At 69.4% G+C, this 24,286-nt stretch carries 19 protein-coding genes, 1 tRNA gene and 2 riboswitches; of the genes, 12 read left to right on the plus strand and 8 right to left on the minus strand.

Annotation, left to right across the window (positions count from 1 at the left end; genetic code table 11):
* Positions 1 to 39 precede the first annotated feature (39 nt).
* Positions 40 to 115: transfer RNA gene (locus HWX08_RS27110), tRNA-Arg, on the minus strand.
* 251 nt (positions 116 to 366) lie between these two features.
* On the opposite strand from HWX08_RS27110, the gene HWX08_RS27115 reads away from it, so the two are divergent.
* Positions 367 to 1,251: a c-type cytochrome gene (locus HWX08_RS27115; protein WP_174922190.1), complete on the plus strand. Its 885-nt coding sequence runs from the start codon at positions 367 to 369 to the stop codon at positions 1,249 to 1,251.
* Positions 1,252 to 1,371: 120 nt separating this feature from the next.
* Here HWX08_RS27115 and HWX08_RS27120 read toward each other — a convergent pair whose 3' ends face one another.
* Positions 1,372 to 3,459, minus strand: coding sequence for a UvrD-helicase domain-containing protein (locus HWX08_RS27120; RefSeq protein ID WP_174922191.1), 2,088 nt, complete (start codon positions 3,457 to 3,459; stop codon positions 1,372 to 1,374).
* 297 nt (positions 3,460 to 3,756) lie between these two features.
* On the opposite strand from HWX08_RS27120, the gene HWX08_RS27125 reads away from it, so the two are divergent.
* From HWX08_RS27125 to HWX08_RS27160, 8 genes are all read left to right on the plus strand, one after another.
* Positions 3,757 to 4,464 (plus strand): SGNH/GDSL hydrolase family protein, encoded by a 708-nt coding sequence (locus tag HWX08_RS27125; protein WP_174922192.1) that lies wholly within the window; start codon positions 3,757 to 3,759, stop codon positions 4,462 to 4,464.
* A 255-nt stretch (positions 4,465 to 4,719) separates the two neighbouring features.
* The gene (locus HWX08_RS27130) at positions 4,720 to 5,772 is read left to right on the plus strand and encodes an oxidoreductase (RefSeq protein ID WP_174922193.1); all 1,053 of its coding nucleotides are present in this window, start codon (positions 4,720 to 4,722) and stop codon (positions 5,770 to 5,772) included.
* A gap of 157 nt (positions 5,773 to 5,929) precedes the next feature.
* Positions 5,930 to 6,298: a hypothetical protein gene (locus tag HWX08_RS27135; protein ID WP_069255443.1), complete on the plus strand. Its 369-nt coding sequence runs from the start codon at positions 5,930 to 5,932 to the stop codon at positions 6,296 to 6,298.
* A 124-nt stretch (positions 6,299 to 6,422) separates the two neighbouring features.
* A riboswitch (glycine riboswitch) is annotated at positions 6,423 to 6,524 on the plus strand.
* Positions 6,525 to 6,558: 34 nt separating this feature from the next.
* A riboswitch (glycine riboswitch) is annotated at positions 6,559 to 6,692 on the plus strand.
* Positions 6,693 to 6,776: 84 nt separating this feature from the next.
* Positions 6,777 to 7,895, plus strand: a complete 1,119-nt coding sequence (gene gcvT / locus HWX08_RS27140) for a glycine cleavage system aminomethyltransferase GcvT (protein ID WP_069255442.1) — start codon at positions 6,777 to 6,779, stop codon at positions 7,893 to 7,895.
* 118 nt (positions 7,896 to 8,013) lie between these two features.
* Entirely contained in the window at positions 8,014 to 8,394 is a 381-nt protein-coding gene (gene gcvH / locus HWX08_RS27145) for a glycine cleavage system protein GcvH (protein WP_069255441.1), read from the plus strand.
* Positions 8,395 to 8,459: 65 nt separating this feature from the next.
* Positions 8,460 to 11,387: an aminomethyl-transferring glycine dehydrogenase gene (gene gcvP, locus HWX08_RS27150; protein ID WP_174922194.1), complete on the plus strand. Its 2,928-nt coding sequence runs from the start codon at positions 8,460 to 8,462 to the stop codon at positions 11,385 to 11,387.
* Between the two features lie 151 nt (positions 11,388 to 11,538).
* On the plus strand, positions 11,539 to 12,675 hold the full coding sequence (locus HWX08_RS27155; protein WP_069257917.1) for an alginate lyase family protein: 1,137 nt from the start codon (positions 11,539 to 11,541) through the stop codon (positions 12,673 to 12,675).
* Between the two features lie 30 nt (positions 12,676 to 12,705).
* Positions 12,706 to 14,094: an L-serine ammonia-lyase gene (locus HWX08_RS27160; RefSeq protein WP_174922195.1), complete on the plus strand. Its 1,389-nt coding sequence runs from the start codon at positions 12,706 to 12,708 to the stop codon at positions 14,092 to 14,094.
* A 115-nt stretch (positions 14,095 to 14,209) separates the two neighbouring features.
* Here the strand turns inward: HWX08_RS27160 and HWX08_RS27165 are convergent, their stop codons facing one another.
* Together HWX08_RS27165 and HWX08_RS27170 are read right to left on the minus strand one after the other, a co-directional pair.
* Positions 14,210 to 14,494 carry a type II toxin-antitoxin system RelE/ParE family toxin gene (locus HWX08_RS27165; RefSeq protein ID WP_174922196.1) on the minus strand — a complete coding sequence of 95 codons (285 nt, stop codon included), beginning with the start codon at positions 14,492 to 14,494 and terminating at the stop codon, positions 14,210 to 14,212.
* Complete coding sequence (locus tag HWX08_RS27170) at positions 14,491 to 14,952, minus strand: antitoxin PaaA2 family protein (RefSeq protein WP_069255437.1); 462 nt, start codon at positions 14,950 to 14,952, stop codon at positions 14,491 to 14,493. The genes HWX08_RS27165 and HWX08_RS27170 overlap by 4 nt, the downstream gene beginning before the upstream one ends.
* Positions 14,953 to 15,243: 291 nt before the next feature.
* Here HWX08_RS27170 and HWX08_RS27175 point away from each other — a divergent pair, with 291 nt between their 5' ends.
* A complete protein-coding gene (locus HWX08_RS27175; protein WP_174922197.1) occupies positions 15,244 to 16,947 on the plus strand; it encodes a thiamine pyrophosphate-binding protein in 1,704 nt (567 codons plus the stop codon).
* Positions 16,944 to 18,041, plus strand: a complete 1,098-nt coding sequence (locus HWX08_RS27180) for a glycosyltransferase family 9 protein (protein ID WP_174922198.1) — start codon at positions 16,944 to 16,946, stop codon at positions 18,039 to 18,041. The genes HWX08_RS27175 and HWX08_RS27180 overlap by 4 nt, the downstream gene beginning before the upstream one ends.
* 102 nt (positions 18,042 to 18,143) lie before the next feature.
* Here the strand turns inward: HWX08_RS27180 and HWX08_RS27185 are convergent, their stop codons facing one another.
* From HWX08_RS27185 to exaC, 3 genes are all read right to left on the minus strand, one after another.
* The gene (locus HWX08_RS27185) at positions 18,144 to 19,178 is read right to left on the minus strand and encodes a helix-turn-helix domain-containing protein (RefSeq protein ID WP_107314718.1); all 1,035 of its coding nucleotides are present in this window, start codon (positions 19,176 to 19,178) and stop codon (positions 18,144 to 18,146) included.
* A 199-nt stretch (positions 19,179 to 19,377) separates the two neighbouring features.
* Positions 19,378 to 19,920, minus strand: a complete 543-nt coding sequence (locus tag HWX08_RS27190; RefSeq protein WP_069257915.1) for a hypothetical protein — start codon at positions 19,918 to 19,920, stop codon at positions 19,378 to 19,380.
* A gap of 280 nt (positions 19,921 to 20,200) precedes the next feature.
* Positions 20,201 to 21,727 (minus strand): acetaldehyde dehydrogenase ExaC, encoded by a 1,527-nt coding sequence (exaC, locus tag HWX08_RS27195; protein WP_107314719.1) that lies wholly within the window; start codon positions 21,725 to 21,727, stop codon positions 20,201 to 20,203.
* Positions 21,728 to 22,049: 322 nt separating this feature from the next.
* Between exaC and HWX08_RS27200 the strand changes: the two genes are divergently transcribed.
* Positions 22,050 to 22,478 carry a pyridoxamine 5'-phosphate oxidase family protein gene (locus HWX08_RS27200; protein WP_069255433.1) on the plus strand — a complete coding sequence of 143 codons (429 nt, stop codon included), beginning with the start codon at positions 22,050 to 22,052 and terminating at the stop codon, positions 22,476 to 22,478.
* A gap of 113 nt (positions 22,479 to 22,591) precedes the next feature.
* Here the strand turns inward: HWX08_RS27200 and HWX08_RS27205 are convergent, their stop codons facing one another.
* Entirely contained in the window at positions 22,592 to 24,202 is a 1,611-nt protein-coding gene (locus HWX08_RS27205) for an MFS transporter (protein ID WP_069257914.1), read from the minus strand.
* Positions 24,203 to 24,286 lie beyond the last annotated feature (84 nt).

Genomic DNA, 24,286 nt, shown 5'->3' on the forward strand with positions numbered 1-24,286 from the left:
GCTTTTCAGGATTTCAGGGGATTATCGCGGAAATAGGCTTGGCGCGCCCGGCTGGGATCGAACCAGCAACCCCTGCCTTCGGAGGGCAGTACTCTATCCATTGAGCTACGGGCGCGTGAGACAGTGAAGCGACCCCAATATACAGGCCGCCCACAATTGGCAAGACGGCAAGGATACCCGGTTTCCCATGACGCGTCCACCTTGCCCGACGAATCCCCGCCGGGCCACGCTGCGTGCGGGTAAACACGCGCCTTCGCGCCGCTCGCCGTGATGTAAACGTTCCGTCTATAATCGACCGGGCTTCATTGGACTGCCATTTGCCGTTGCACCGCGCTCACAATTCCTAATCACGGAGACGAGGCAAGCATGAGCGAAGCACCCCACGAATCTCCCGTCAAAACCCCCGGGCAGCTGATTGCCGTCATCATCGCGTCGTTCGCGATACCGATCATCCTGATCGTCCTGTTCGCCAACTACGCGAACCATGCGTTCCGTTCCGGCGCCGGCACGGACGCGCTATCCGACGAACAGGTCGCCGCGCGTATCGCGCCACTTGCGCAGGTCGACGTGAAGGACGCCAACGCGCCCCGCACGTACAAGACCGGCGAGGAAGTCTACAAGGCCGTCTGCGTGACCTGCCACGGCACGGGCGCCGCCGGCGCGCCGAAGTTCGGCAACAAGGACGATTGGGCGCCGCGCATCTCGCAAGGCTTCGACACGCTGCTGAAGACGGCTCTCGCCGGCAAGGGCGCGATGCCGCCGCGCGGCGGCACGAGCCCCGACGACGTCAGCGACTATGAAATCGCCCGTGCGATCGTCTACATGGCGAACAACGACGGCGCGAACTTCCCCGAACCGGCCGCACCGGCCGCCAACGCGGCGCAGCCCGCCAGCGGCGCGGCCGCATCGGGCGCCGACGCGTCGAACGCGCAGGCCGCCGCCGCGATGGCGGCGATCGCCGCGATCCCGAAGGCTGGCGAAAAGCCCGCAGCCGCGGCTGCCCCGGCCGGCGCCGACGCCGGCAAGGCGCTGTACACGTCGACCTGCCAGGCCTGCCACGCGGCGGGCGTGCTCGGCGCACCGAAGTTCGGCAGCAAGGAAGACTGGGCGCCGCGCCTGAAGGACTCGATGGATACGGTCTACAACTACGCGTTGCACGGCAAGGGCGCGATGCCGCCGAAGGGCGGGGCGAACGCGTCGGATGCCGATGTGAAGGCCGCCGTCGACTACATGGTCAACTCCGCGAAGTAACCTCGCCCGGCCGTCAGTAAAAAACCCCCGCGACGCACACGCATCGCGGGGGTTTTGTTTTGCCGGCGGCCCTCGGGATCGCCGGGCCGCAGAAAGCGCCGCGCACCCGGCGCCGCCACGTCACTTCTGCAGCAGCGCCTTCAGGCTCGCGAGCCGGTCCTTCGGCGACATCGGCGCCTCTTCCGGCGTGGGCGGCGGCGCTTCGTCGAGCCCCATCTCCGGGATGAACCGCGACGGTTCGCACACGACCGTCTCGCGCGCCCGCTTGCGCTTCTTGCACCAGTTCAGGTGCAGGCTGCGCTGCGCGCGCGTGATCGCGACGTACATCAGCCGGCGCTCCTCCTCGATCCGCTCGTTGTCGATCGGGCCGTCGTCGTCGCTGCCGCCGCGGTGCGGCATGATGCCTTCCTCGACGCCGACCAGGAACACGTGCGGATACTCGAGCCCCTTCGACGCATGGACGGTCGACAGCCGCACGGCGTCCGGATCTTCGTCCTTGCCTTCGAGCATCGACATCAGCGCGACGGTCTGGATCAGGCCGAGCAGGTTCTTGCCCGTATCGGCGAGCCCGTCCGCGTTGTGGAAGCCTTCCGCCTCGCCGTCGACGGCCTCCGTTTCGGGCTTCGTGCCCTTGCGCTTCAGCCATTCGAGGAATTCGAGCACGTTCTGCCACTTCGACTGCGCCTGCCGCTCGTCGAACGCGTCGTACAGGTACGCCTCGTAGTGGATCGCCTCCATCATGTCGTCGAGCACGACGGCCGCGGGCTCCTTGTCCGCACGATCGGTCAGGCGCTGGATGAAGTCGCAGAACATCCGCAGCGGCTCGACCTGCCGCGCGGACAGCCGCGCCTCGATCCCGCCCATGTACACGGCCTCGAACAGCGACACCTTCGCCTGCCCCGCGAACGAACCGAGCGCTTCGAGCGTCGTATTGCCGATCCCGCGGCGCGGCGTCGTGACCGCGCGGATGAACGCGGGATCGTCGTCGGCGTTCGCGATCAGCCGCAGGTACGCGCACAGATCCTTGATCTCGGCCTTGTCGAAGAACGACTGGCCGCCCGACAGCACATACGGAATCCGCTCGCGCCGCAGCACCTGCTCGAAGATGCGCGCCTGGAAGTTGCCGCGGTACAGGATCGCGTAGTCGCGAAACTGCGCGCGCCGCTCGAACTTGTGCGCGGACAGCCGGAACACGACCGATTCGGCCTCGTGCTCCTCGTCGTTGCAAGCGGTGACGGTGATCGAATCGCCCATCCCGTGCTCGGACCACAGCTTCTTCTCGAACAGTTTCGGATTGTTCGCGATCACGTTGTTCGCGGCGGTGAGGATGCGCACCGTCGACCGGTAGTTCTGCTCGAGCTTGATCACGTGCAGCTTCGGGAAATCCTTGCCGAGCTGCGCGAGGTTCTCGAGCGTCGCACCGCGCCAGCCGTAGATCGCCTGGTCGTCGTCGCCGACCGCCGTGAAGGCGGCGCGCGGGCCCGCGAGCAGCTTCAGCAGCTCGTACTGGCACGCGTTGGTGTCCTGGTACTCGTCGATCAGCAGGTAGCGCAGCTTGTTCTGCCAGCGGTCGCGCACCTGCTCGTTCTTCGCGAACAGCTCGGCGGGCAGGCGGATCAGGTCGTCGAAGTCGACCGCCTGGTACGCATGCAGCGTCGCGACGTAGTTGCGGTAGACCAGCGCGGCCTGATGCTCGTCCTCGTTGGCCGCGATCGCCATCGCCTCGTCGGGCATGATCAGGCCGTTCTTCCACAGCGAGATGATGCTCTGGATCTTGCGGATCAGCCCCTTGTCGGTCGTGCCGAGCTGCTCCTGGATCATCCCGAAGCAGTCGTCCGAATCCATGATCGAGAACTGCGGCTTCAACCCGACGTGCTCGGCCTCCTGGCGCAGGATCTGCACGCCCAGCGAGTGGAACGTGCAGACGGTGAGCTGGTTGACGGGCACCTTGCGGCCTTCCTTCCCGGGCGTGGTGAGCGTCTTGCCCTCGAGCAGCTTCGACACGCGCTCGCGCATTTCGGCGGCCGCCTTGTTCGTGAACGTGACGGCGGCGATGTGGCGCGGCTCGAAGCCTTTCGCTTCGATCAGGTGCGCGATCTTCTGCGTGATCACGCGGGTCTTGCCGCTGCCCGCGCCGGCGAGCACGAGACAGGGACCGTCGAGGTAGCGCACCGCTTCGTTCTGGGCGGGATTGAGGCCTGCGGACATGATGGCGGATGGTGTTGCGGTTGACGGCGGAACGCCGGGAGGATGCCGTGCGCGGCAGGCTGGCGAAGCAGGCGGACACGCGGGCAGGACGCGCATGTTAACACGTCGGCGGCGCGCTTTTTAGGGCGCGCCGCCGGACGGGGCCGCGCGGGCCGACCGGCCGGGCGCGCGCTGTCCGTTCGGCCAATCCGGCCCCGTTCGCGCGTCGATCGGCCACACTATGCGTACGCTGGCGCCGGCGCTGCGCCGGGCCGCCTGAATCGCCAAAATCACCTGAATCGCCACCGGATCGACATCATGGGATACCCGTTCGCCACCGCCACCCTCGGCCCGCTGCTGTTCGCGCAGGGGTGCTACGTGCGCCGCGTCACGCCGCGGCTGCCCGAGGCGGCCGGCCCGCGCGACGGCGTCGCGGGCGACGGCCCGCCGCTGCGGGTGCTGGTGGTCGGCGATTCGGCCGCCGCTGGCGTCGGCGTCGCGACGCAGCGCGACGCGCTGTCCGGGCAACTGGCGAACGCGCTCGCGGCCACGCACCGCGTGAGCTGGAAGCTGCTCGCGCGCACGGGCCTGACCACGCGGGAGCTGGTCGACTGGCTCGCCGCCGAGCCGGCCGAGCCGTTCGACGTGGCCGTCACGTCGCTCGGCGTCAACGACGTGACGGGCGGCGTGCCGCCGGAGCGCTGGCAGGCGCAGCAGGCCGAGCTCGTCCGGCTGCTCGCCGCGCGCTTTCAGGTCGGGCACACGATTCTGTCGGCGGTGCCGCCGATGGAGCGCTTTCCGGCGCTGCCGCAACCGCTCGCGTGGTATCTCGGGCTGCGCGCGAAGCGGCTGAACACGGCGCTCGCCGGGTGGGCTGCCACGCAGCCGCACTGCACGTTCCTGCGGGTCGAGTTGCCGCTCGAGCGCCACCTGATGGCCGCCGACGGCTTTCACCCCGGCGCAACCGCGTGCGCCGTGTGGGCCGCGCAGGTCGCCGCCGCCGTGCAGCGGCGCGTCGTTGCATGACGCGGCACGGCGCCCGCGCGCCTGCCGTTCATTGCGGCAGGCGGCCGGCCGGCAATCCGGTGCGGGCGGCATCGGGGGCTCGCGCAAATCGGGGCGCGCGCAAAATGCCGGCTTTCCTTGCGCAAGCGCCGCATCCCGTCGCGCGTCTGGCCCGAACGCGTCTGTGCAAGCGGCGGCGCCATGCCAAAATAGCCGGTCGTCTTCGCGCCGTCCCGGCGCGCCATCCTTTAGTTTCCTTCGCAGCCAGGAATTGCCATGTCGTCATTGCTCAGGATTGGTTTGATGGGTTTCGGTTTCGCCGGCGCGACGTTTCACGCGCCGGTGATCGCCACGAGCGGCCGCACTGAAGTCGCCGCGATCGCGACGGGTCAGCCCGATCGCGCGCAGGCCGCGTATCCGGGCGCACGGGTCGTCCCCGATCTCGACACGCTGCTGGCCCTCGACGACATCGAGTGCGTGGTGATCGCCACGCCGAACGACACGCACTTCGCGCTCGCGCGCCAGGTACTCGAAGCCGGCCGCCACGTGGTCGTCGACAAGCCCGTCACGCTCACCGCCGACGAGGCGCTCGCGCTCGCGCGGCTCGCGAACGCGCGCAGCCGGCTGTTCGCGCCGTTCCACAACCGCCGCTGGGACGGCGATTTCCTCACCGTGCGCGACATCGTCAAGTCGGGCGAGCTCGGCCGCCTCACGTACTTCGCGTCGCACTTCGACCGCTTCCGGCCGACGCCGCGCACGCGCTGGCGCGAGGAGCCCGCCCGCGGCGGCGGCCTGCTGCTCGATCTCGGCCCGCACCTGATCGACCAGGCACTCGCGCTGTTCGGCCTGCCGCAAACGGTGAGCGCGACCGTCAAGACGCGCCGCGACAACGGCACGGCGCCCGATTTCGTGCATCTACTGCTCGGCTATCCGGACAAGGACGTCGCGCTGCACGCGAGCGCGCTGTCGGCGATCGAACCCGCGCGCTTCACGCTGCACGGCACGCGCGGCAGCTATCAGAAGTTCGGGCTCGACACGCAGGAGGACCAGCTCAAGGCCGGCCTCACCGCGGACGACGTCGAATTCGGCGGCGGCAACCCGCCCGGGCTGTTGCGCGTGCTCGACGGCGAGATCGAGGTCGAGCGCCCGGTGCCGACGCTCGACGGCCAGTACGCGGAGTTCTACCGCGCGCTCGCCGCATCGATCCGCGACGGCGCGCCGTTCCCCGTCACCGCGCAGGACGCCGTCGACGTGATGACGATCATCGAGCTTGCCGCGCAAAGCGAGCACGACGGCCGCCGGCTGCCGTTCATCCGCCGCACGATCTGACACCGTGCGGGGGCCGGCGCTGGCCGGCCCCCGCACGCGCATCCCGCTCAGCCGGAACATTCGGTTACAAATGCCGGGGGAACGAAAGTCAGCGTTCGACCGGTCTGACGCGTTTCTCAAAAAAGTCGATCCGACACCAATCCGTCTGGAGAATGTGATGCAACGGTTGATTCGCGCAGCGGCATGCTGCGTCCTGGTTTCCTCGCTCGCGGCCTGTATCGTGCAGCCGCAGCGGCCGGTCCGACAGGCGCCCCCGCCCCCGGCGCGACCGAATCCGCAGGTCGTCGCGAACGACCGCATGCAGGAGGTCCAGGGGCGGATCGACAACCTGCACCGCCGCATCGATGCGCGCGTGAACGGCGGCTACTACCCGCCGCCGTACGGCGCGCAGCTTCACCACCGCCTCGACGTGATCCGCCAGGAATCGAACGACATGGCCGCGCAGCACGGCGGCGGCCTGTCCGGGGACGAGCAGCGCGTGCTGAACCAGGAACTCGACACGGCCGCGCGCGCGATCGGCGAGTAACGCGCCGGCACCCCGGCGCGGGGAAAAGCGGCGGCGTCGGGGTTGTCGGCACGTGCCGCCGCTTGTCGCGAAGCGACATTCTTTTGCTCAAATTGACAAGGCCCACCCGCTCGCGTACAGTCGCCCGCACGCGTCGGGAGAGCGTGTAACCGTGCTGATTCAGCCCGGTTGCGCCGCCGAAGGGGCACACCCGCAAACTCTCAGGCAAAAGGACCGACCGCGTCGGGGAATCCCGTCCGCGCATCGCGCGGGCCGCACTCTCCCCGCACTCTGGAGAGCGGCAGTAGCCCGCAGCGCCTAGGCTGCGCGGGCAGGCTGCCCACCGAAGGGGCGCGCGTTCGCCAGGCTTCGCCGGCAGCGCAATCTCTCAGGTATCGAGGACAGAGGGGCATGTACCGGATCGCTCGCAGGCCGTCGGCCGCGGTGGTCGGCACATGGCCGTTCTGATCCGCGCGCAAGCGCCTTGCCTGAGGCCTCGATGACTGCACTGAATCACACCCCGCTCAACGCCGCGCACCGCGCGCTCAATGCCCGCATGGTCGATTTCGGCGGCTGGGACATGCCCGTCAACTACGGCTCGCAGATCGAAGAACACGAAGCCGTGCGCACCGACGCCGGCATGTTCGACGTATCGCACATGTGCGTCGTCGATTTCACCGGCAGCCGCGTGCGCGCGTTCTTCGAGCACGCGATCGCGAACAACGTCGGCAAGCTCAAGACGCCCGGCAAGGCCCTCTACTCGTGCCTGCTCAATCCGCAGGGCGGCGTCATCGACGACCTGATCGTCTACTACTTCACCGAAGAATTCTTCCGCGTCGTCGTCAACGCCGGCACGGCCGAGAAAGACATCGCATGGTTCAACCAGCTGAACGAGCAAGGCGGCTTCGGCGTCACGATCGCGCCGCGCCGCGATTTCGCGATCGTCGCCGTACAGGGCCCGAACGCCCGCGAAAAAACCTGGACGACCGTGCCCGCCGCGCGCGCCGCGACGAGCGAGCTGAAGCCGTTCAATGCCGCGCAAGTCGCCGGCACGCCGTTCGGCGACCTCACCATCGCGCGCACCGGCTATACCGGTGAAGACGGTTTCGAAGTGATCGTCCCGGCCGTGCACGTCGAAGCGCTGTGGAACGCGCTGCAGCAAAACGGCGTGCGCCCGTGCGGGCTCGGCGCGCGCGACACGCTGCGCCTCGAGGCCGGCATGAACCTGTACGGCCAGGACATGGACGACACCGTGTCGCCGCTCGACGCGGGCCTCGCGTGGACGGTCGACCTCACCGCGCCGCGCGACTTCGTCGGCCGCGCCGCGCTGGAAGCCAACGGCACCCGCGCCGCGTTCGTCGGCCTGATCCTGCAGAAGGAAAACGGCAAGGCCGGCGGCGTGCTGCGTGCGCACCAGAAGGTCGTCACGCCGCACGGCGAAGGCGAGATCACGAGCGGCACGTTCTCGCCGTCGATGCAGGAATCGATCGCGTTCGCGCGCGTGCCGCCGGCCGTCCAGATCGGCGACCTGGTCCACGTGCAAATTCGAGACAAGAATCTTCCCGCGCGCGTGGTAAAACTGCCGTTCGTGCGCAACGGCAAGGTCCTCGCTGCGTAACGGCCGGGAGGCGCGCCTCCCGGGAAGCCGGGAGATGGCGCCCGGCGCAAACCACATCCGGCGCGCCCCGGCGGCGCGCCAGCAGAACGAATCACACCCTTTTATCCAGGAGCATCCGATGAGCAACGTCCCGGCCGATCTGAAATACACCGACGAACACGAGTGGATCCGCACCGAGGCAGACGGCACGCTGACGGTCGGCATCACCGATCACGCGCAGAGCACGCTCGGCGACATCGTCTTCCTCGAACTGCCGGAAGTCGGCAAGTCGGTGGCGGCGGGCGACGCCGTCGGCGTCGTCGAATCGGTGAAGGCGGCATCCGACATCTACTCGCCGGTGTCCGGCGAGATCGTCGAAGTCAACGGCGCGATCGTCGACGCGCCGGATCAGGTCAACAGCGACGCGTACGCAAGCTGGCTCTTCAAGATCAAGCTCGCGGCCGGCGCATCGACCGACAAGCTGATCGACGCTGACGCCTACTCCAAGCTGATCGACTAATTTCCCTACCCGAACCGCGCGGGGCCGGCGAGCCGCCCCGTCCCGCGCGGGACCAGAGTCACGCCATGAAGCTCGAACACCCGGACCGCCTGATGAACCGCACGCCCCTCTCGCTCGCCGCGCTCGAAACGCACGACGCGTTCGCCGAACGCCATATCGGCCCCGACGCCGCCAGCCAGCAGGCCATGCTCGACACGCTCGGCTTCGCGTCGCGCGCCGCCCTGATCGACGCCGTGATCCCGGCCTCGATCCGCCGCGCCGAACCGCTGCCGCTCGGCCCGTTCGCGCAGCCGAAGAGCGAGGCCGAAGCCCTCGCCGCACTGCGGGTTCTCGCGGACAAGAACCAGGTGTTCCGCTCGTATATCGGTCAGGGTTACCACGACACGCACACGCCGGCCGTCATCCTGCGCAACGTGCTCGAAAACCCGGCGTGGTACACGGCCTACACGCCGTACCAGCCCGAAATTTCCCAGGGGCGCCTCGAGGCGCTGCTGAACTTCCAGCAGATGGTGGCCGACCTCACCGGCCTCGCGATCTCGAACGCGTCGCTGCTCGACGAAGCCACCGCCGCTGCCGAAGCGATGACGCTGCTGCAGCGCACCGGCAAGCCGAAGTCGAACGTGTTCTACGTCGCCGACGACGTGCTGCCGCAGACGCTCGAAGTGATCCGCACGCGCGCGCTGCCGGTCGGCATCGAAGTGAAGACCGGCCCGGCCGCCGATGCCGCGCAAGCGAACGCGTTCGGTGTGCTGCTGCAGTACCCGGGCGTGAACGGCGACGTGCGCGACTACCGCGCGCTCACCGAAGCGATCCACGCGGCCGGCGGCCACGTGGTCGTCGCGGCCGACCTGCTCGCGCTGACCCTGCTCACGCCGCCCGGCGAATGGGGCGCGGACGTCGCGATCGGCAACACGCAGCGCTTCGGCGTGCCGATGGGCTTCGGCGGCCCGCACGCCGCGTATCTCGCGGTGCGCGACGAATTCAAGCGCCAGATGCCGGGCCGCCTCGTCGGCGTGACGGTCGACGCGCAGGGCAAGCCCGCGCTGCGCCTCGCGCTGCAGACGCGCGAACAGCACATCCGCCGCGAGAAAGCGACGTCGAACGTGTGTACCGCGCAGGCGCTGCTCGCGATCATGGCCAGCATGTACGCGGTCTACCACGGCCCGCACGGCCTGAAGACGATCGCGCTGCGCGTGAACCGCATCGCGGCACTGCTCGCCGCGGGCGTGAAACAGCTCGGCTTCGCGACCGTCAACGACACGTTCTTCGACACGCTGACGATCGACACCGGCGCGCGCACCGCGCAGGTTCACGAATTCGCGAAGGCGAAGCGCATCAACCTGCGCCGCGTGAGCGACACGCAAGTCGGCGTATCGGTCGACGAAACGACGACGCGCGACGACCTCGCCGATCTGCTCGCCGTGTTCGCGCAGGCCGCGGGCGGCACCGCACCGGCCGTCGACGCGCTGGACGCGGGCCTGGCCGGCGTCGCCGCGCTGCCGGCCGGCCTCGAGCGCACGAGCGCGTACCTCACGCACCACGTGTTCAACCGCCACCATTCCGAAACCGAGATGCTGCGCTACCTGCGCAGCCTGTCGGACAAGGATCTGGCGCTCGACCGCTCGATGATCCCGCTCGGTTCGTGCACGATGAAGCTGAACGCGACGTCGGAAATGCTGCCCGTCACGTGGCCCGAATTCGGCCGCATCCATCCGTTCGCGCCGGCCGAGCAGACCGTCGGCTACCGCGAGATGATCGACCAGCTCGAGCAGATGCTCGTCGCGGCCACCGGCTACGCGGCCGTGTCGCTGCAACCGAACGCGGGCTCGCAGGGCGAGTACGCGGGGCTGCTGATCATCCACGCTTACCACGCATCGCGCGGCGAAGCCCATCGCGACGTGTGCCTGATTCCGGCATCGGCGCACGGCACGAACCCGGCGTCCGCGCACATGGCCGGCATGAAGGTCGTGGTCGTCGCGTGCGACGCGCAGGGCAACGTCGACATCGCCGACCTGAAGGCGAAGGCCGAACAGCACTCGGAGGACCTCGCGGCGATCATGATCACGTATCCGTCGACGCACGGCGTGTTCGAGCAGAACGTCCGCGAAATCTGCGACATCGTGCATGCGCACGGCGGCCAGGTGTACGTCGACGGCGCGAACATGAACGCGATGGTCGGCCTGACCGCGCCGGGCCAGTTCGGCGGCGACGTGTCGCACCTGAACCTGCACAAGACCTTCTGCATCCCGCACGGCGGCGGCGGCCCGGGCGTCGGCCCGGTCGCGGTCGGCGCGCACCTCGCGAAGTTCCTGCCGAACCAGCGTTCGACCGGCTACACGCGCGAGGAAGACGGCATCGGCGCGGTATCGGCCGCGCCGTACGGCTCGGCGTCGATCCTGCCGATCTCGTGGATGTACATCGCGATGATGGGCGCGAAGAACCTCACCGCCGCGACGGAAACCGCGATCCTCAACGCGAACTACATCGCGAAGCGCCTCGCGCCGCACTACCCGGTGCTGTATTCGGGCCCGGGCGGCCTGGTCGCGCACGAGTGCATTCTCGACCTGCGTCCGATCAAGGAATCGAGCGGCATCAGCGTCGACGACGTCGCGAAACGCCTGATGGACTACGGCTTTCATGCACCGACGATGAGCTTCCCGGTGCCGGGCACGCTGATGGTCGAGCCGACCGAATCGGAATCGCAGGAAGAACTCGACCGCTTCATCGCCGCGATGATCGCGATCCGCGACGAAATCCGCGCAGTCGAGGAAGGCCGCGCCGACCGCGAGGACAACCCGCTGCGTCATGCGCCGCACACGGCGGCCGTCGTCACCGCGAACGAATGGCCGCACGCGTACTCGCGCGAGCAGGCCGCGTACCCGGTCGCGTCGCTCGGCACGAACAAGTACTGGCCGCCGGTCGGCCGCGCGGACAACGTCTACGGCGACCGCAACCTGTTCTGCTCGTGCGTACCGATGTCGGAATACGCATAACGCGCACGAGGCCAGGAGCCGTCCGATGGTGACCGCACCGCACGCAACCCGGGGGTTGCGTGCGGTTTTTCGTTCGCCGCCCGATCCGGTTCACGTTCATCCGCCAATCCGGCTAACATCACACGCGATCCAGCCAATGAAGGAGTTCCGCATGGTGCGTCCGATGTTTCCGGGCCATGGTGCAATGCAAGGGCGGCCGCACGCGCGCCGCTTCGTGCCGATGCTCGTCGCATCGCTGTCGTTGGCCGCCGCCGGCCTCGGGGTGTCCGGCAGCGCGCGCGCGGCGATGAATTTCTGCGCGGCGCCGGCGCTGCAGGCGAGCGAGACGACCCAGGCCGAGCCGGGCGTCCAGGCGCTGATTCGCAGCGTCGATGCACGCATCGGCGAGCAGCCGAAGGCGATGGCGCGCGTGCACACCGAAGGCACGCTGCCGCACGAAGGTATCTACGACCAGAGCGTCGACGCGCTGAAGGACATGGACCTGATGCGCGACGCGGCGCTCGCGTGGCGCGTGACGAACGCGCCGCGCTACCTGCAGCTCGTCGACCGCTTCCTGTCCGCGTGGGTGTCGACCTACCAGCCGAGCTTCAACCCGATCGACGAGACGCGCTTCGACAGCCTGATCGTCGCGTACGACATGACCGCAAGCGCGCTGCCGGTGAAGACCCGCAACGCGACGGCCGCGTTCATCGCGAAGCTCGGCGCCGGCTATGTCGCGCAGATCGACGCGCAGAAGCGCCCGCTTGCCGGCACGTGGCGCAACAACTGGCAGAGCCACCGGATCAAGCTGATCGCGCTGTCCGCGTTCACGCTCGGCGATCGCAAGATGATGAACGCCGCCCAGCGGCTGTTCGTCGAGCATCTCGCCGACAACGTCGGCCCGGACGGCAAGACCTGGGACTTCGAGGAACGCGATGCGCTGCACTACGCGGTCTACGATCTGCAGCCGCTGGTGACGGCCGCGCTCGCCGCGCGCCGCTTCAACCGCAACTGGCTGCGCGAGCGCGGCGCGAACGGCGCGACGCTCGCGGCCGCGCTCGACTGGCTCGTGCCGTACGCGCTCGGCGAAAAAACGCACGAGGAATTCGTGAATTCGCCGGTGCCGTTCGACGCGAAGCGCCGCGAGGCCGGCTTACCGGGCTACACGGGGCAGTGGGACCCGAAAAACGCCACCGAACTCTTTCATCTGGCCGCGCGGCTCGACGGGCGCTACGCCCGCGTCGCGCAGCAGCTTTCCCCAACGCCGCCCGCATGGCTCGCCGCGTGCCTGCCATTGCAGGCGCGCTAGCATTACTCTCATCGCAAGGCAGGAATCAACATGGCAGTCAGCGTCTTTGACCTCTTCAAGATCGGTATCGGCCCGTCCAGTTCGCATACGGTCGGACCGATGCGCGCGGCGCTGATGTTCGTCCAGGGCCTCGAGCGCGACGGGCTGCTCGCGGCCACGGCTCACGTGAAGGTCGAGCTGTACGGCTCGCTCGGCGCGACCGGCAAGGGCCACGGCACCGACCGCGGCGTGATGCTCGGCCTGCTCGGCGATGCGCCCGACACCGTCGATCCCGACACGATCGACGCGCGGCTGGAAGACGTCCGCAAATCGAAACAGCTCGCGCTGCTCGGCACGCATCCGGTGCCGTTCGTGCTGAAGGAGAACATCGCGTTCTACCGGCAGGCGCTGCCCGAGCATCCGAACGGGATGAAATTGCGCGCGAGCGACGCGAACGGCGACGTGCTGGTCGAGCGCACCTACCTGTCGGTCGGCGGCGGCTTCGTCGTGACGGCCGGCGCGCCGAACACCAAGGTGCTGAGCGCGGCCGAGCAGATGACGCACCCGTTCCGCACCGGCGCCGAGCTGCTCGCGCTGACCGAGTCGACCAGCAAGTCGATCGCGCAGCTGATGTGGGAAAACGAGCGCGCGTGGCACACCGAGGAAGAGACGCGCGACGGCCTGCTGAAGATCTGGGCCGTGATGCAGTCGTGCGTGTCGCGCGGCTGCGGGATCGGCAACCCGGAGGCCGACGGCAACCTGCCCGGCCCGTTCCAGGTCAAGCGCCGCGCGCCGCAGCTGTACCGCACGCTGACGGGCAGCCCGGAGCGGGCGCTGCAGGACCCGCTGTCGATGATCGACTGGATCAACCTGTACGCGATCGCGGTCAACGAGGAAAACGCGGCGGGCGGCCGCGTCGTCACCGCGCCGACCAACGGCGCGGCCGGCATCATCCCGGCGGTGCTGCACTACTACACGCGCTTCACCCCCGGTGCGAACGAACAGGGCGTGATCGACTTCCTGCTGACGGCCGCCGCGATCGGCATTCTTTACAAGCTCAACGCGTCGATCTCCGGCGCGGAAGTCGGCTGCCAGGGCGAAGTGGGCGTCGCGTGCTCGATGGCGGCCGGTGCGCTCGCGGCCGTGCTCGGCGGCACCCCGCAGCAGGTCGAGAACGCGGCCGAGATCGGGATGGAGCACAACCTCGGCCTGACCTGCGACCCGGTGGGCGGGATGGTGCAGATCCCGTGCATCGAGCGCAATGCGATGGCGTCGGTGAAGGCCGTCAACGCGGCGCGCATGGCGCTGCGCGGCGACGGCTCGCACTACGTGTCGCTCGACTCCGTGATCAAGACGATGCGCGAGACGGGTGCCGACATGAAGACCAAGTACAAGGAAACGTCGCGCGGCGGGCTGGCGGTGAATATCGTCGAGTGTTGAACGCCCCCGGGCCCATCGCTTCGCGTCAGGCCCCCGAGGGGCCTATTCCCCGAAGGGCCTCACTTCGAGGCCGAAAACCTGGAGCGCCCCCGCTTTTTCTTGAGAGCGCCGCGCATCACGGCCACTGCCGCCGCGCATGCAAGACGCGGAGAATCTCCACGATGTTGTCGGCCGGCCGGATCCGATATACGAGCACGTAGTTCGGTGCGACCACCAGCTCGCGCGTGCCCGCCACGCGCCCTTGCCGATACAGTTCGGCGCGCGCGGGCAACGCCGCGGCGCGCTCCTCCAGCCGCTCGTCCAGCTCGAGCGCGGCCAGCGGGTCATGCCGGCCGATGTAGTCCATGATCGCGGCGCGATCCTCGCACGCCTTCGGATGCCAATGCAGCGCGAGGGTCAAACAGCATTACCCCGCTTGCCCGCGATCCGTTGACGCAGCGCGGCACGGCGCGACGCAAACTCTGCGCTGACCTCGGCATCGGGAATCGACGGGCGCGGATCGTCCAGCGCCTGCTGCACCTGCTCGCGAAACCAGCGGTCGTGGACAGCCGCTTCATGGGCCGCCTTCAGCGCGGCCGCGCGATCGGGCCGGGTCGCCCGGCCGGCTGCATCCGGGTCGAAATCCGACGTGTCAACATCGAACCGGCTGATGCCGATCTCGCGCAGAAACCCGACCAGCGTTTCAAAACGACGGAACACGCGCACGTCGCCGCGCTTGGCCGAAAGGAGCCGTTCGCTTGCGCCGCAACGGGCCGACACGGCCCAGCCGTTGCCGCAGCCGATCACCCGCGCGGCGCGCACCGCACCGGCCTCGACGAGCTGGACGAGGGTCTTTTGATCAATCGTTTCGGTTGCCATGACGGATCCTCGATCCCGTTAGTCATTCCGGGAAATTTTACTATTAAACGGGCTTCCGTTTTATTATTATTTGGGAGGCACGACATCGATAATCGAGACCCGTATTCGTCTCGACATCCGTAGCCCTCAATTCTCCCCGTCGAGCGATCACGCACAAGCTGGCCTTTCGGCCAACCGCAACCAGCGAACGGGGGCGATGCACCGTCCGAATCACTCCGCGTTCCGACACTTTTCAGCGCCCCGCCAACGGGCGTAAGCTGTACGTCCCGCTACCCAGGGAGACGGCAGCCCATGTCGCATTCCAAGGATCTCGAGCAGCCCGCCACCACCGGCGCGCGCCTGCTCGTCGATGCGTTGCTCGCCAATCACGTCGAACGCGCGTTCTGCGTGCCGGGCGAGAGCTTCCTCGCCGTACTCGATGCGCTGGCGGACGACACCGCGCGCATCCAGACGGTCGTCTGCCGCCACGAGGCGGCCGCCGCGAACATGGCCGAAGCGGTCGGCAAGCTGACCGGCCGCCCCGGCATCGCATTCGTCACGCGCGGGCCCGGCGCGACCCATGCGTCGATCGGCGTGCACACCGCGTTCCAGGATTCGACGCCGATGATCCTGTTCGTCGGCCAGTGCGCGCGCGAGCACCTCGACCGCGAAGCCTTCCAGGAAATCGACTACCGGCGGATGTTCGGCCAGATGGCCAAATGGGTCGCGCAGATCGACGATCCGCGCCGCATTCCCGAATACCTGAGCCATGCGTTCCACGTCGCGACGTCCGGCCGGCCCGGCCCGGTCGTGCTCGCGCTGCCGGAGGACGTGCTGTCCGACGCGTGCGCGCCGCAGCCCGTCGTGCCGGCCGCGAAGCGCATCGCGGCCGCGCCGTCGGCCGCGCAACTCGACGAGCTGCGCGAGCGGCTCGCGCGCGCGGAACGGCCGTTCGCGATCGTCGGCGGCAGCGGCTGGACGCCGGACGCGTGCGCGAACCTGCGCACCTTCATCGAGCGCTGGCAGTTGCCGGTGGCGTGCGCATTCCGCTACCAGGACACGATCGACAACGCGCACCCGAACTACGCGGGCGACGTCGGGCTCGGGATCAATCCCGCGCTCGCGAAGCGCATCCGCGACGCCGACCTCCTGCTCGTGATCGGGCCGCGCCTCGGCGAAGCGACGACCGGCGGCTACACGCTGCTCGACATCCCGAAGACGCGCCAGACGCTGATTCACGTGCACCAGGGCGCGGACGAGCTCGGCCGTGTGTATGCAGCCGACCTGCCGATCGTGTCGGGCATGCCCGAGATCGCCGCGCCGCTCGCCGCGCTCGAACCGCCGGCGCGCCCCGCGTGGGCCGGCACGGCCGCCGACGCGCATCGCGCGTATCGCGAATGGCATGCGCCGCTGCCGATGCCCGGCGACGTCCAGCTCGGCGACGTGATGGTGCAGTTGCGCGAGCGCCTGCCGCACGACGCGATCCTCACCAACGGCGCCGGCAACTATGCGATCTGGCTGCATCGCCACTTTGCGTACCGGCACTTCCGCTCGCAGCTCGCGCCGACGAGCGGCGCGATGGGCTACGGCGTGCCCGCCGCGCTTGCCGCGAAGTCGCTGTATCCGTCGCGCGCGGTCGTCGCGCTCGCGGGCGACGGCTGCTTCATGATGGCCGGCAACGAGCTCGCGACCGCGATGCAATACGGGCTGAACATCATCGTGATCGTCGTCAACAACGGGCATTTCGGCACGATCCGCATGCATCAGGAGCGCAACTATCCGGGGCGTGTGCATGGCACCGGGCTCACGAATCCCGATTTCGCCGCGTATGCACGCGCATTCGGAGCGCATGGCGAGACGGTCCGACGCACCGACGAATTCGCGCCCGCGCTCGAACGCGCGCTGACCTGCGGGCTGCCCGCGCTGATCGAGATCCGCATCCCGCAGGACGCCAGCACGCCGGCCGCGACGCTCGAGCAGATCCGCGAACAGGGCCGCCGCGCGCGCGGCGGATGACGGTGAACCCGCACGCCGCACCGCGCGCCGCCGCACTGTCGCACGACGACGCGCTCGCACTCCCCGGCACGCTGCTCGCCCCGGACGGCACGCTCGTCGCGCCTTACGACCTCGAGCACGGCGGCGCGCGTGCCATCGGCCACGTGCCGGCCGCGCCCGCACGCGGCCTGCTGCACGCCGCGCACCGGCCGTTCCGGCTCGACTACGACCGCGCCCGGCATGTGCACGTGATCAACGGGATGGGCGTCACGCTCGGCGATTCGGTGATCGGGCTCGCCGCGCTCGCCGCACTGCGCGCCGCCCACCCAGGCCTGTGCTTCACGCTGTACCGGCCGGCCCGCGCGCCACGCTACGTCGACGCGCTGTATGCGCTCGCGGCCGACATCGTCGCGCCGTCTCGCGCGCTGCCGTACTCCGCCGACGCGCTGCCGGCACACGCGCCGTGCATCGACGTCGGCAATCACCTGTACTGGCCTGCGTTCGCGCAGTTGCCGATGATCGATTTCTTCCTCGATGCGCTCGGCGCGGACCCCGCGTCGGTGCCGCCGTCGGCCAAGCGCAACCGCTGGCTCGCGAAGCTGCCGCTGCCGGCGTTGCCCGCACAGTGGCAACGCCCGTACGTGCTGTTCTGCCCGAGCGCGAGCACCGCATTGCGCGGCGTGCCGCCCGCGCTGCACGCCATGTTCGTCGAGCAGCTCGCGCAGCGCTACGGCTTGCCGGTGGCCGGGTTCGGGCCCGTCGCGCATCCCGCGTACGTCGACGTGAGCGCCGACGCGGCCGGCGATACGGCCCGGTTCATCGCGTGGGTCAAGGGCGCCAGCCTGCTGTTTGCACCCGACACGGCCGCGCTGCATCTCGCCGACGGTTTCGACGTACCGACGCTCGCGTGCTTCACGACGATCGGGCCGGCGCTGCGCGTGCGCGACTATCCGCATTGCGTGCCGGTCGCGCTCGACGTGCCCGCCGAATTGCATGGACTGCACCGCAGCGAGCGGCCTGACGATCTTGCGGCCGTTGAGGCCGCCTATCGCGCGTTCGACTGGGATGCGCTCGCGTGGCCCGCGCCGCGCGAAGCGGCGGCGACGGCCGAATAGGGAAACCGGGTGCGGCAGTGCGCTGCGAAGCCGGGAGCGAGGCTGCATGGACGCGCCGCCGGAGCGTGAGCCTGAACCGCTTCGACGCCTGCTGCCCCGCACTCAACCTGCCGCCACCCTCACCGCGCGATCGCGCAGCGTCTCCGACGGCCGCTTGCCGAACAGCCGGCGGTAGTCGGTCGCGAACTGGCTGAGATGCCAGAAACCCCACGCCTCCGCGACGTCCTGCACCGAACCGGCCGCGCGCCCGCACAGATCGCGCCGCGCGCCGTTCAGCCGCAGCGTGCGCAGGTAGGTCGCGGGCGCCATGCCGAGCACGTCCTGGAAGCAGTACTGCAGCGTGCGGCGGCTCACGTGCAACTGCTCGCACAGCTCCGGCACGCCGACCGGGCGCGTGCGGTGCGCGAGCACGTAGTCGCGCGCCTGCTCGACGATCCAGCGACGCATCGACGGCGCGCGGCCGGCATCGTCGTCGGCCGGTTGCGCGCACACGTCGAACAGCGCGGCCAGCACCTCGGCCTGCAGGTCGTCGCGCTGGGCATCGGGCAGCGGGCCGGCCATCGCCACCGCGCCGTCGAGCCGGCGGCCGAGCAGCGCGCACAGGCGCGCGAGCCGTGCATCGCCGACCTGCATCACGCGCTGCGTGAAGAGCCGCTCGTCGAGTGCGCGGCGCTCCACGTCCTCCGCATAGCGGCGCAGCACGTCGCCGCGCACGACGATGCCGTAGATCGAGAACTGCGCGGGCGTCACCAGCTCGAATTCGACGTTGCCGGGCCGGAACGCGAGCGCGCCGGACCCGATACGGCACGCATCGACGCGCGCGGTGCCGTCGCACACGAGCGGGATGCCGAACCAGTACGCATCGCCGCGCACCTCGCACGCCTGGCGCAGCTGGTGGCTCGTCGATTCGCGAAACAGCTTCATCGTGTCGAGCGGCAGCTCGGTCAGCGTGCCGACGAAGCGGCCGGCCGCGAGCTGATCGTAGGTCTGCCGCCAGCCGACCAGGTTGCGCGCCTGCTCGTCCGCGTCATGCGCGACGCTGACGACCGCCTGCCCGGCCAGCGCATCGTCGCCCTGCGCATTGCGTCGCGTGTCTTCCGCCGTCGGTTCTTCGCTGCACGCCACGTGTTGGTCCATCATGTCCTCCTTCACCTGCCCGGCACCGCGCCTGTCACGCAAGTCCCGTGCCGAACCGCGCGGTTCGGCGCACGGCCCGTCATTGCACGTTGCACGGCCGGCGCGCGCCATCCGGGCGCACCCGAACGCAGCGCGCCGCGCACGCCGCCGGTGCGATCCGCGCGGCGACCGCGCATGCCGAACGCCCCGCAGTCGCCGGCTACCCGGCCGGCTTGAGCCGCACGACCCGCGTACCGCAGTTGCCGTACGCGTGCACGATCGCCAACTCGACGATCGCGCTGCCGGCCGGCCAGGGCGCGGCATCCGCATCCGGCAGACCGGCGCGCAGCGTCGCGCGACCGTTGATCCGGTAGCGCATGCCGCGCACGAAGTCGACGAACAGCAACCCGATGCCGCTGCCGTCGCAGGCCGCCGCGTCGATCCGGCCGCCGTCGCCGGGCGCGGGCAACGCGAACCGCAGCGTCTTCGTGTCGATCACGCGCACGACCGGCAGCCGGTCACCGTTCGCATCACGCAGGCCCTGCACGATGTCGCAGGTCACGGACGCATGCGATCCGGATGCGATGCCGACGAACATGAACGGCTGCGACTCGATGAACTGTCGCACGCCGATGCTCATGCGCGTCGTCACCACGTCGCTCATCCGCTCGGCTTCGTCGGCCACGCCGAAGCGCTGGTGCGCATCGAGTTCGCCCGCGTGGAACACGGGGTGGCGCGGAAAGGTTCGGGGCGGTTCTGCCATGCCGGGATCTGTCGTGTGCATCGGCGCGGCAGCCGCCGCAAGCGTGCGGCTGCCGGTATCGTTTTCCGGCGCGGGATGCGACGATGCGCGGCCCGCGCCGGGTGTCGAATGTCGAAATCGAAAATGGCGAAGCGCCGGACGCCCGGCGTCGGCGCATCGCATCCACGCGCGCACCGCGCCCGCCGTCGCCGGCAACCGGGAACCGGTCACCGGCAAACCGGTCCGGCCGGCGTCGGGCTGCCGACCGGCCGGGACCGTCACGTCGCCACCGCTGCGGCGCTCAGAAGAACCCGAGCGCCTCGGCCTGATAGCTCACCAGCAGGCACTTCGTCTGCTGATAGTTCGACAGCGCCATCTTGTGCGTCTCGCGACCGATCCCCGACTGCTTGTAGCCGCCGAACGCCGCGTGCGCCGGATACAGGTGATAGCAGTTGGTCCACACGCGGCCGGCTTCGACCTCGCGGCCCATCCGGTACGCACGCGTGCCGTTGCGCGTCCACACGCCCGCACCGAGCCCGTAGAACGTGTCGTTCGCGAGTTCGATCGCTTCCTGCTCGTCCTTGAACGTCATCACCGACGCGACCGGCCCGAAGATCTCTTCCTGGAACACGCGCATCTTGTTGTTGCCGAGCAGCATCGTCGGCTTCACGTAGTAGCCCGTGCCGAGTTCGGCCGCCGGCGCCGTGCGCTCGCCGCCCGTCAGGCATTGCGCGCCCTCGCCGCGGCCGATGTCGATGTAGGACAGGATCTTGTCGAGCTGCTGCTGCGAAGCCTGCGCGCCGATCATCGTCTGCAGGTCGAGCGGGTGGCCGCCCTTGATGCGCTCGACGCGCGCGACGGCCTTCTCGATGAACTTCTCGTAGATCGACTCCTGGATCAGAATCCGCGACGGGCACGTGCATACTTCGCCCTGGTTCAGCGCGAACATCGCGAGCCCTTCGAGCGCCTTGTCGAGAAACGCGTCGTCCTGGTCGAGCACGTCGGCGAAGAAGATGTTCGGGCTCTTGCCGCCCAGTTCGACCGTCGACGGAATCAGGCTGTCGGCCGCCGCGCGCAGGATGTGCTTGCCGACCGGCGTCGAGCCGGTGAACGCGATCTTCGCGATGCGCTTGCTGGTCGCGAGCGCCTCGCCCGCTTCCTTGCCGAAGCCGTTCACGATGTTGATCGTGCCGGCCGGGAACAGGTCGCCGATCAGCTCCATCAGCACCAGCACCGACGCGGGCGTCTGCTCGGCCGGCTTCATCACCACGCAGCAGCCGGCCGCGAGCGCCGGCGCGAGCTTCCACGCGGCCATCAGCAGCGGGAAGTTCCACGGGATGATCTGGCCGACCACGCCGAGCGGCTCGTGGAAGTGATACGCGACGGTGTTGTCGTCAATTTCGGAAATGCCGCCTTCCTGGGCGCGGATGCAGCCCGCGAAGTAGCGGAAGTGGTCGATCGCGAGCGGCAGGTCGGCCGCCATCGTCTCGCGCAGCGGCTTGCCGTTGTCGATGGTCTCGGCCACCGCCAGCAGCTTCAGGTTCTTTTCCATCCGGTCGGCGGCCGCGAGCAACAGGTTCGCGCGCTCCGCGACGGACGTCTTGCCCCACTTGCGGCGCGCGGCATGCGCGGCGTCGAGCGCCAGCTCGATATCGTCGGCGCCCGAGCGCGGAATACGGCAGAACGGCTGGCCGTTGATCGGCGACACGTTCTCGAAATACTCGCCCTTCACCGGCGGAACCCACTTGCCGCCGATGTAGTTGTCGTACTGCTGACGGTACGGGTATTCGACGTCGAGGCCCAGTTGCTTCAGGTCAAACGGGTTCATACATGTCTCCTGTTCATCGTGCTTGTACGAGTAAAGCGCCGGTTGGATTGCGCTGCACCCGGTTACGCAACATGCGTGCCAAACACGACGAATACGAGACGCCCCCGGCACGCCCGCGTACGCACCGTGCGGTGTTCACCCGCGCAGCACGGCGGGTGTGCCGATTCTGAACAGTGCGACTGTGCAGCGCGCCGGACCGGTGTTCGAAATTCCCACAGTGCGCCACGGCGCGCGGCATGCGGATGCGGGCCGCGACGTGTGGCATGTCGCTTGCGTGCGCATCATGGAATCCCACGCAATGGCCTGCACGCACACTCCCACCATGAACGACCACGGCCCCCTGACCGACGACGCCATCGCGTTCATCCGCGAGCAGGCGTTCCTGATCGTCGCGACCGCCGACGCGGCAGGCAACGGCGACTGCTCGTACCGCGGCCGCCAGCCGCGCGCCGACGGCTCGTTCGAGCCGCTCGTCGACATGCCCGACCGCTGCACGCTCGTGCTGCCGGATTTCGCGGGCAACAACCTGTTCAACACGATCGGCAACCTGCTCGTGAATCCGGCGATCGCGCTGCTGTTCGTCGATTTCGTGCGGCAGACGACCTGGCTCGTGCAGGGCCGCGCGACGATCGACGCGCACACGGAAAGCCGCGCGCACCTGTGGCCCGATGCGCGGCGCCATGTGGTCGTTGAAGTCGAGCGCGCACAGGCACGGGCGGATGCGACGCTGCCGTCGCTGGTGCTGGCGTGATGGGCATGATGCGCGTGACGTGAGCGCGCGAATGAAGCGATGACGCAATGCGAAGGCGCGCCGGCCGCCGTGGCTTGCGCGCCCGTACGCGCCCATGCGCAACGACGCGGCGCTCAACGCCCGTGCGTCTGCGCAGCAGCCGCTTCGATCCGGCCCGGCGCCGGCCGGTCGGCGTGCGCGAGCGCGGCGGTGCCGTCACCCGCTTCGTCCGCCACCCGCCGCCCGAGAAACGCAAACACCACACCCGCACACAGCACGGTCACCACCGCCAGCCCGATCAACAATCGATCGAACGCATGCGCGTAGCTCGCCAGCAGCGCCGCATGCCCGACACCCGGCAACGCCGCCGCTGCGCCCGCCAGATCGCCGGTCGCGAGCCGCGCGGCCGCGCGCAGCGTCGCGTCGGGCGTACCGTCGGCGCCCGCGGCCTGCGTCAGCCCCGCTCGCGCGAGCCCGGCCAGCACGGCACCCACGATCGCGAGCGCGATCCCTTCGCCGGCTACCCGCGTCGTGCTGAAGATCCCGGTCGCCATCCCGGCACGCTCCTTCGGCACGACGCTCACCGACAGCCCGTCCATCAGCCCCCACGGCATGCCGGCGCCGACGCCGATCGCCAGCATCGGCGCGATCGCCGCCGGCCCCGCGCCGCCGCGCAGCGCGATGCCCAGCCACACGAGCCCGGCTGCCGCGACAAGCAGCCCGAGCCCCGAGATCACGCCGGCCGACAGCCAGCGCGTGAGCGTCGCCGCGACGAGCGGCACGACGAGCATCGGCGCGGAAATCGCGAGCATCAGCCAGCCGGCGCCGATCTCGCTGAAGCCGTCGATGCCGATGAAGCGCAGCGGCAGCACGACCAGCAGCACGATGTAGCAACAGCAGGTCGACACCGGCAGCACCTGCACGCCGACGAAGCGCGCGATGCGAAACAGCGACAGGTCGAGCATCGGCCGCGCGACGCGCGTCTCGATCGCGACGAACGCGCAGGCGCCGAGCGCCGCGCCGGCCAGCAGCGCGATCACGAGCGCGCTCGACCAGCCCCGCGCGGGCGCCTCGATCACGCCGAACGTGAACAGCGTCAGCGCGGTGGTGAACGCGGCCGTGCCGGGCCAGTCGAGCCCCGTCGCGTGCGGGTCGCGCGATTCGTGCATGCGCGGCAGCCCGACGCCGAGCGACAGCACGCCGGCCACCGCGCTCGTCACGAAGATCGCGCGCCAGCCGTAATGCCCGATCAGCGCGCCGGCGAGCACGGGCCCGAACGCGAGCCCGATCCCGAAGGTCGTGCCGAGCAGGCTGAATGCGCGCGTGCGCGCCGCGCCGTCGAATTCCTGCGCGAGCGCGGCGGTGCCGCCCGCGAGCGCCGCGGCCGCCGCGAGCCCCTGCGCGCCGCGCAGCAGGTCGACCGCGAGCATCGACGGCGCGAACGCGAGCGCGCCCGACATCAGCGTGAAGCCGCCGACGCCGATCGCGAACAGGCGCTTGCGGCCGAACTGGTCGGCCAGCGCGCCGGCGGCCATCAGGAAGCTGCCGAACGCGAGCATGAACGCGTTGGTGATCCAGTTCATCGCGACCGTCCCGCCGTGCAGGTCGCGGCCGATCGCGGGCGTCGCGACCGCGCCGCCCGAAAACGACAGCGGCAGCGCGACGGCGGCCAGGCAGACGGCGGCCAGCACCCATGCACGCCGGCGTGCCGACACGGCTGAATCGGCTGAAAAAGGGAGATCCATCATCGCTCCTCGAAAAGCCGGCGCGGATGCGCCGCCAGAGCGACAGAAGATAAATCCGATTCAATCCGTGAAAAACCATGCGAA

The organism is Burkholderia metallica, assembly GCF_902832845.1.
In the GTDB taxonomy this organism is placed as follows: domain Bacteria; phylum Pseudomonadota; class Gammaproteobacteria; order Burkholderiales; family Burkholderiaceae; genus Burkholderia; species Burkholderia metallica.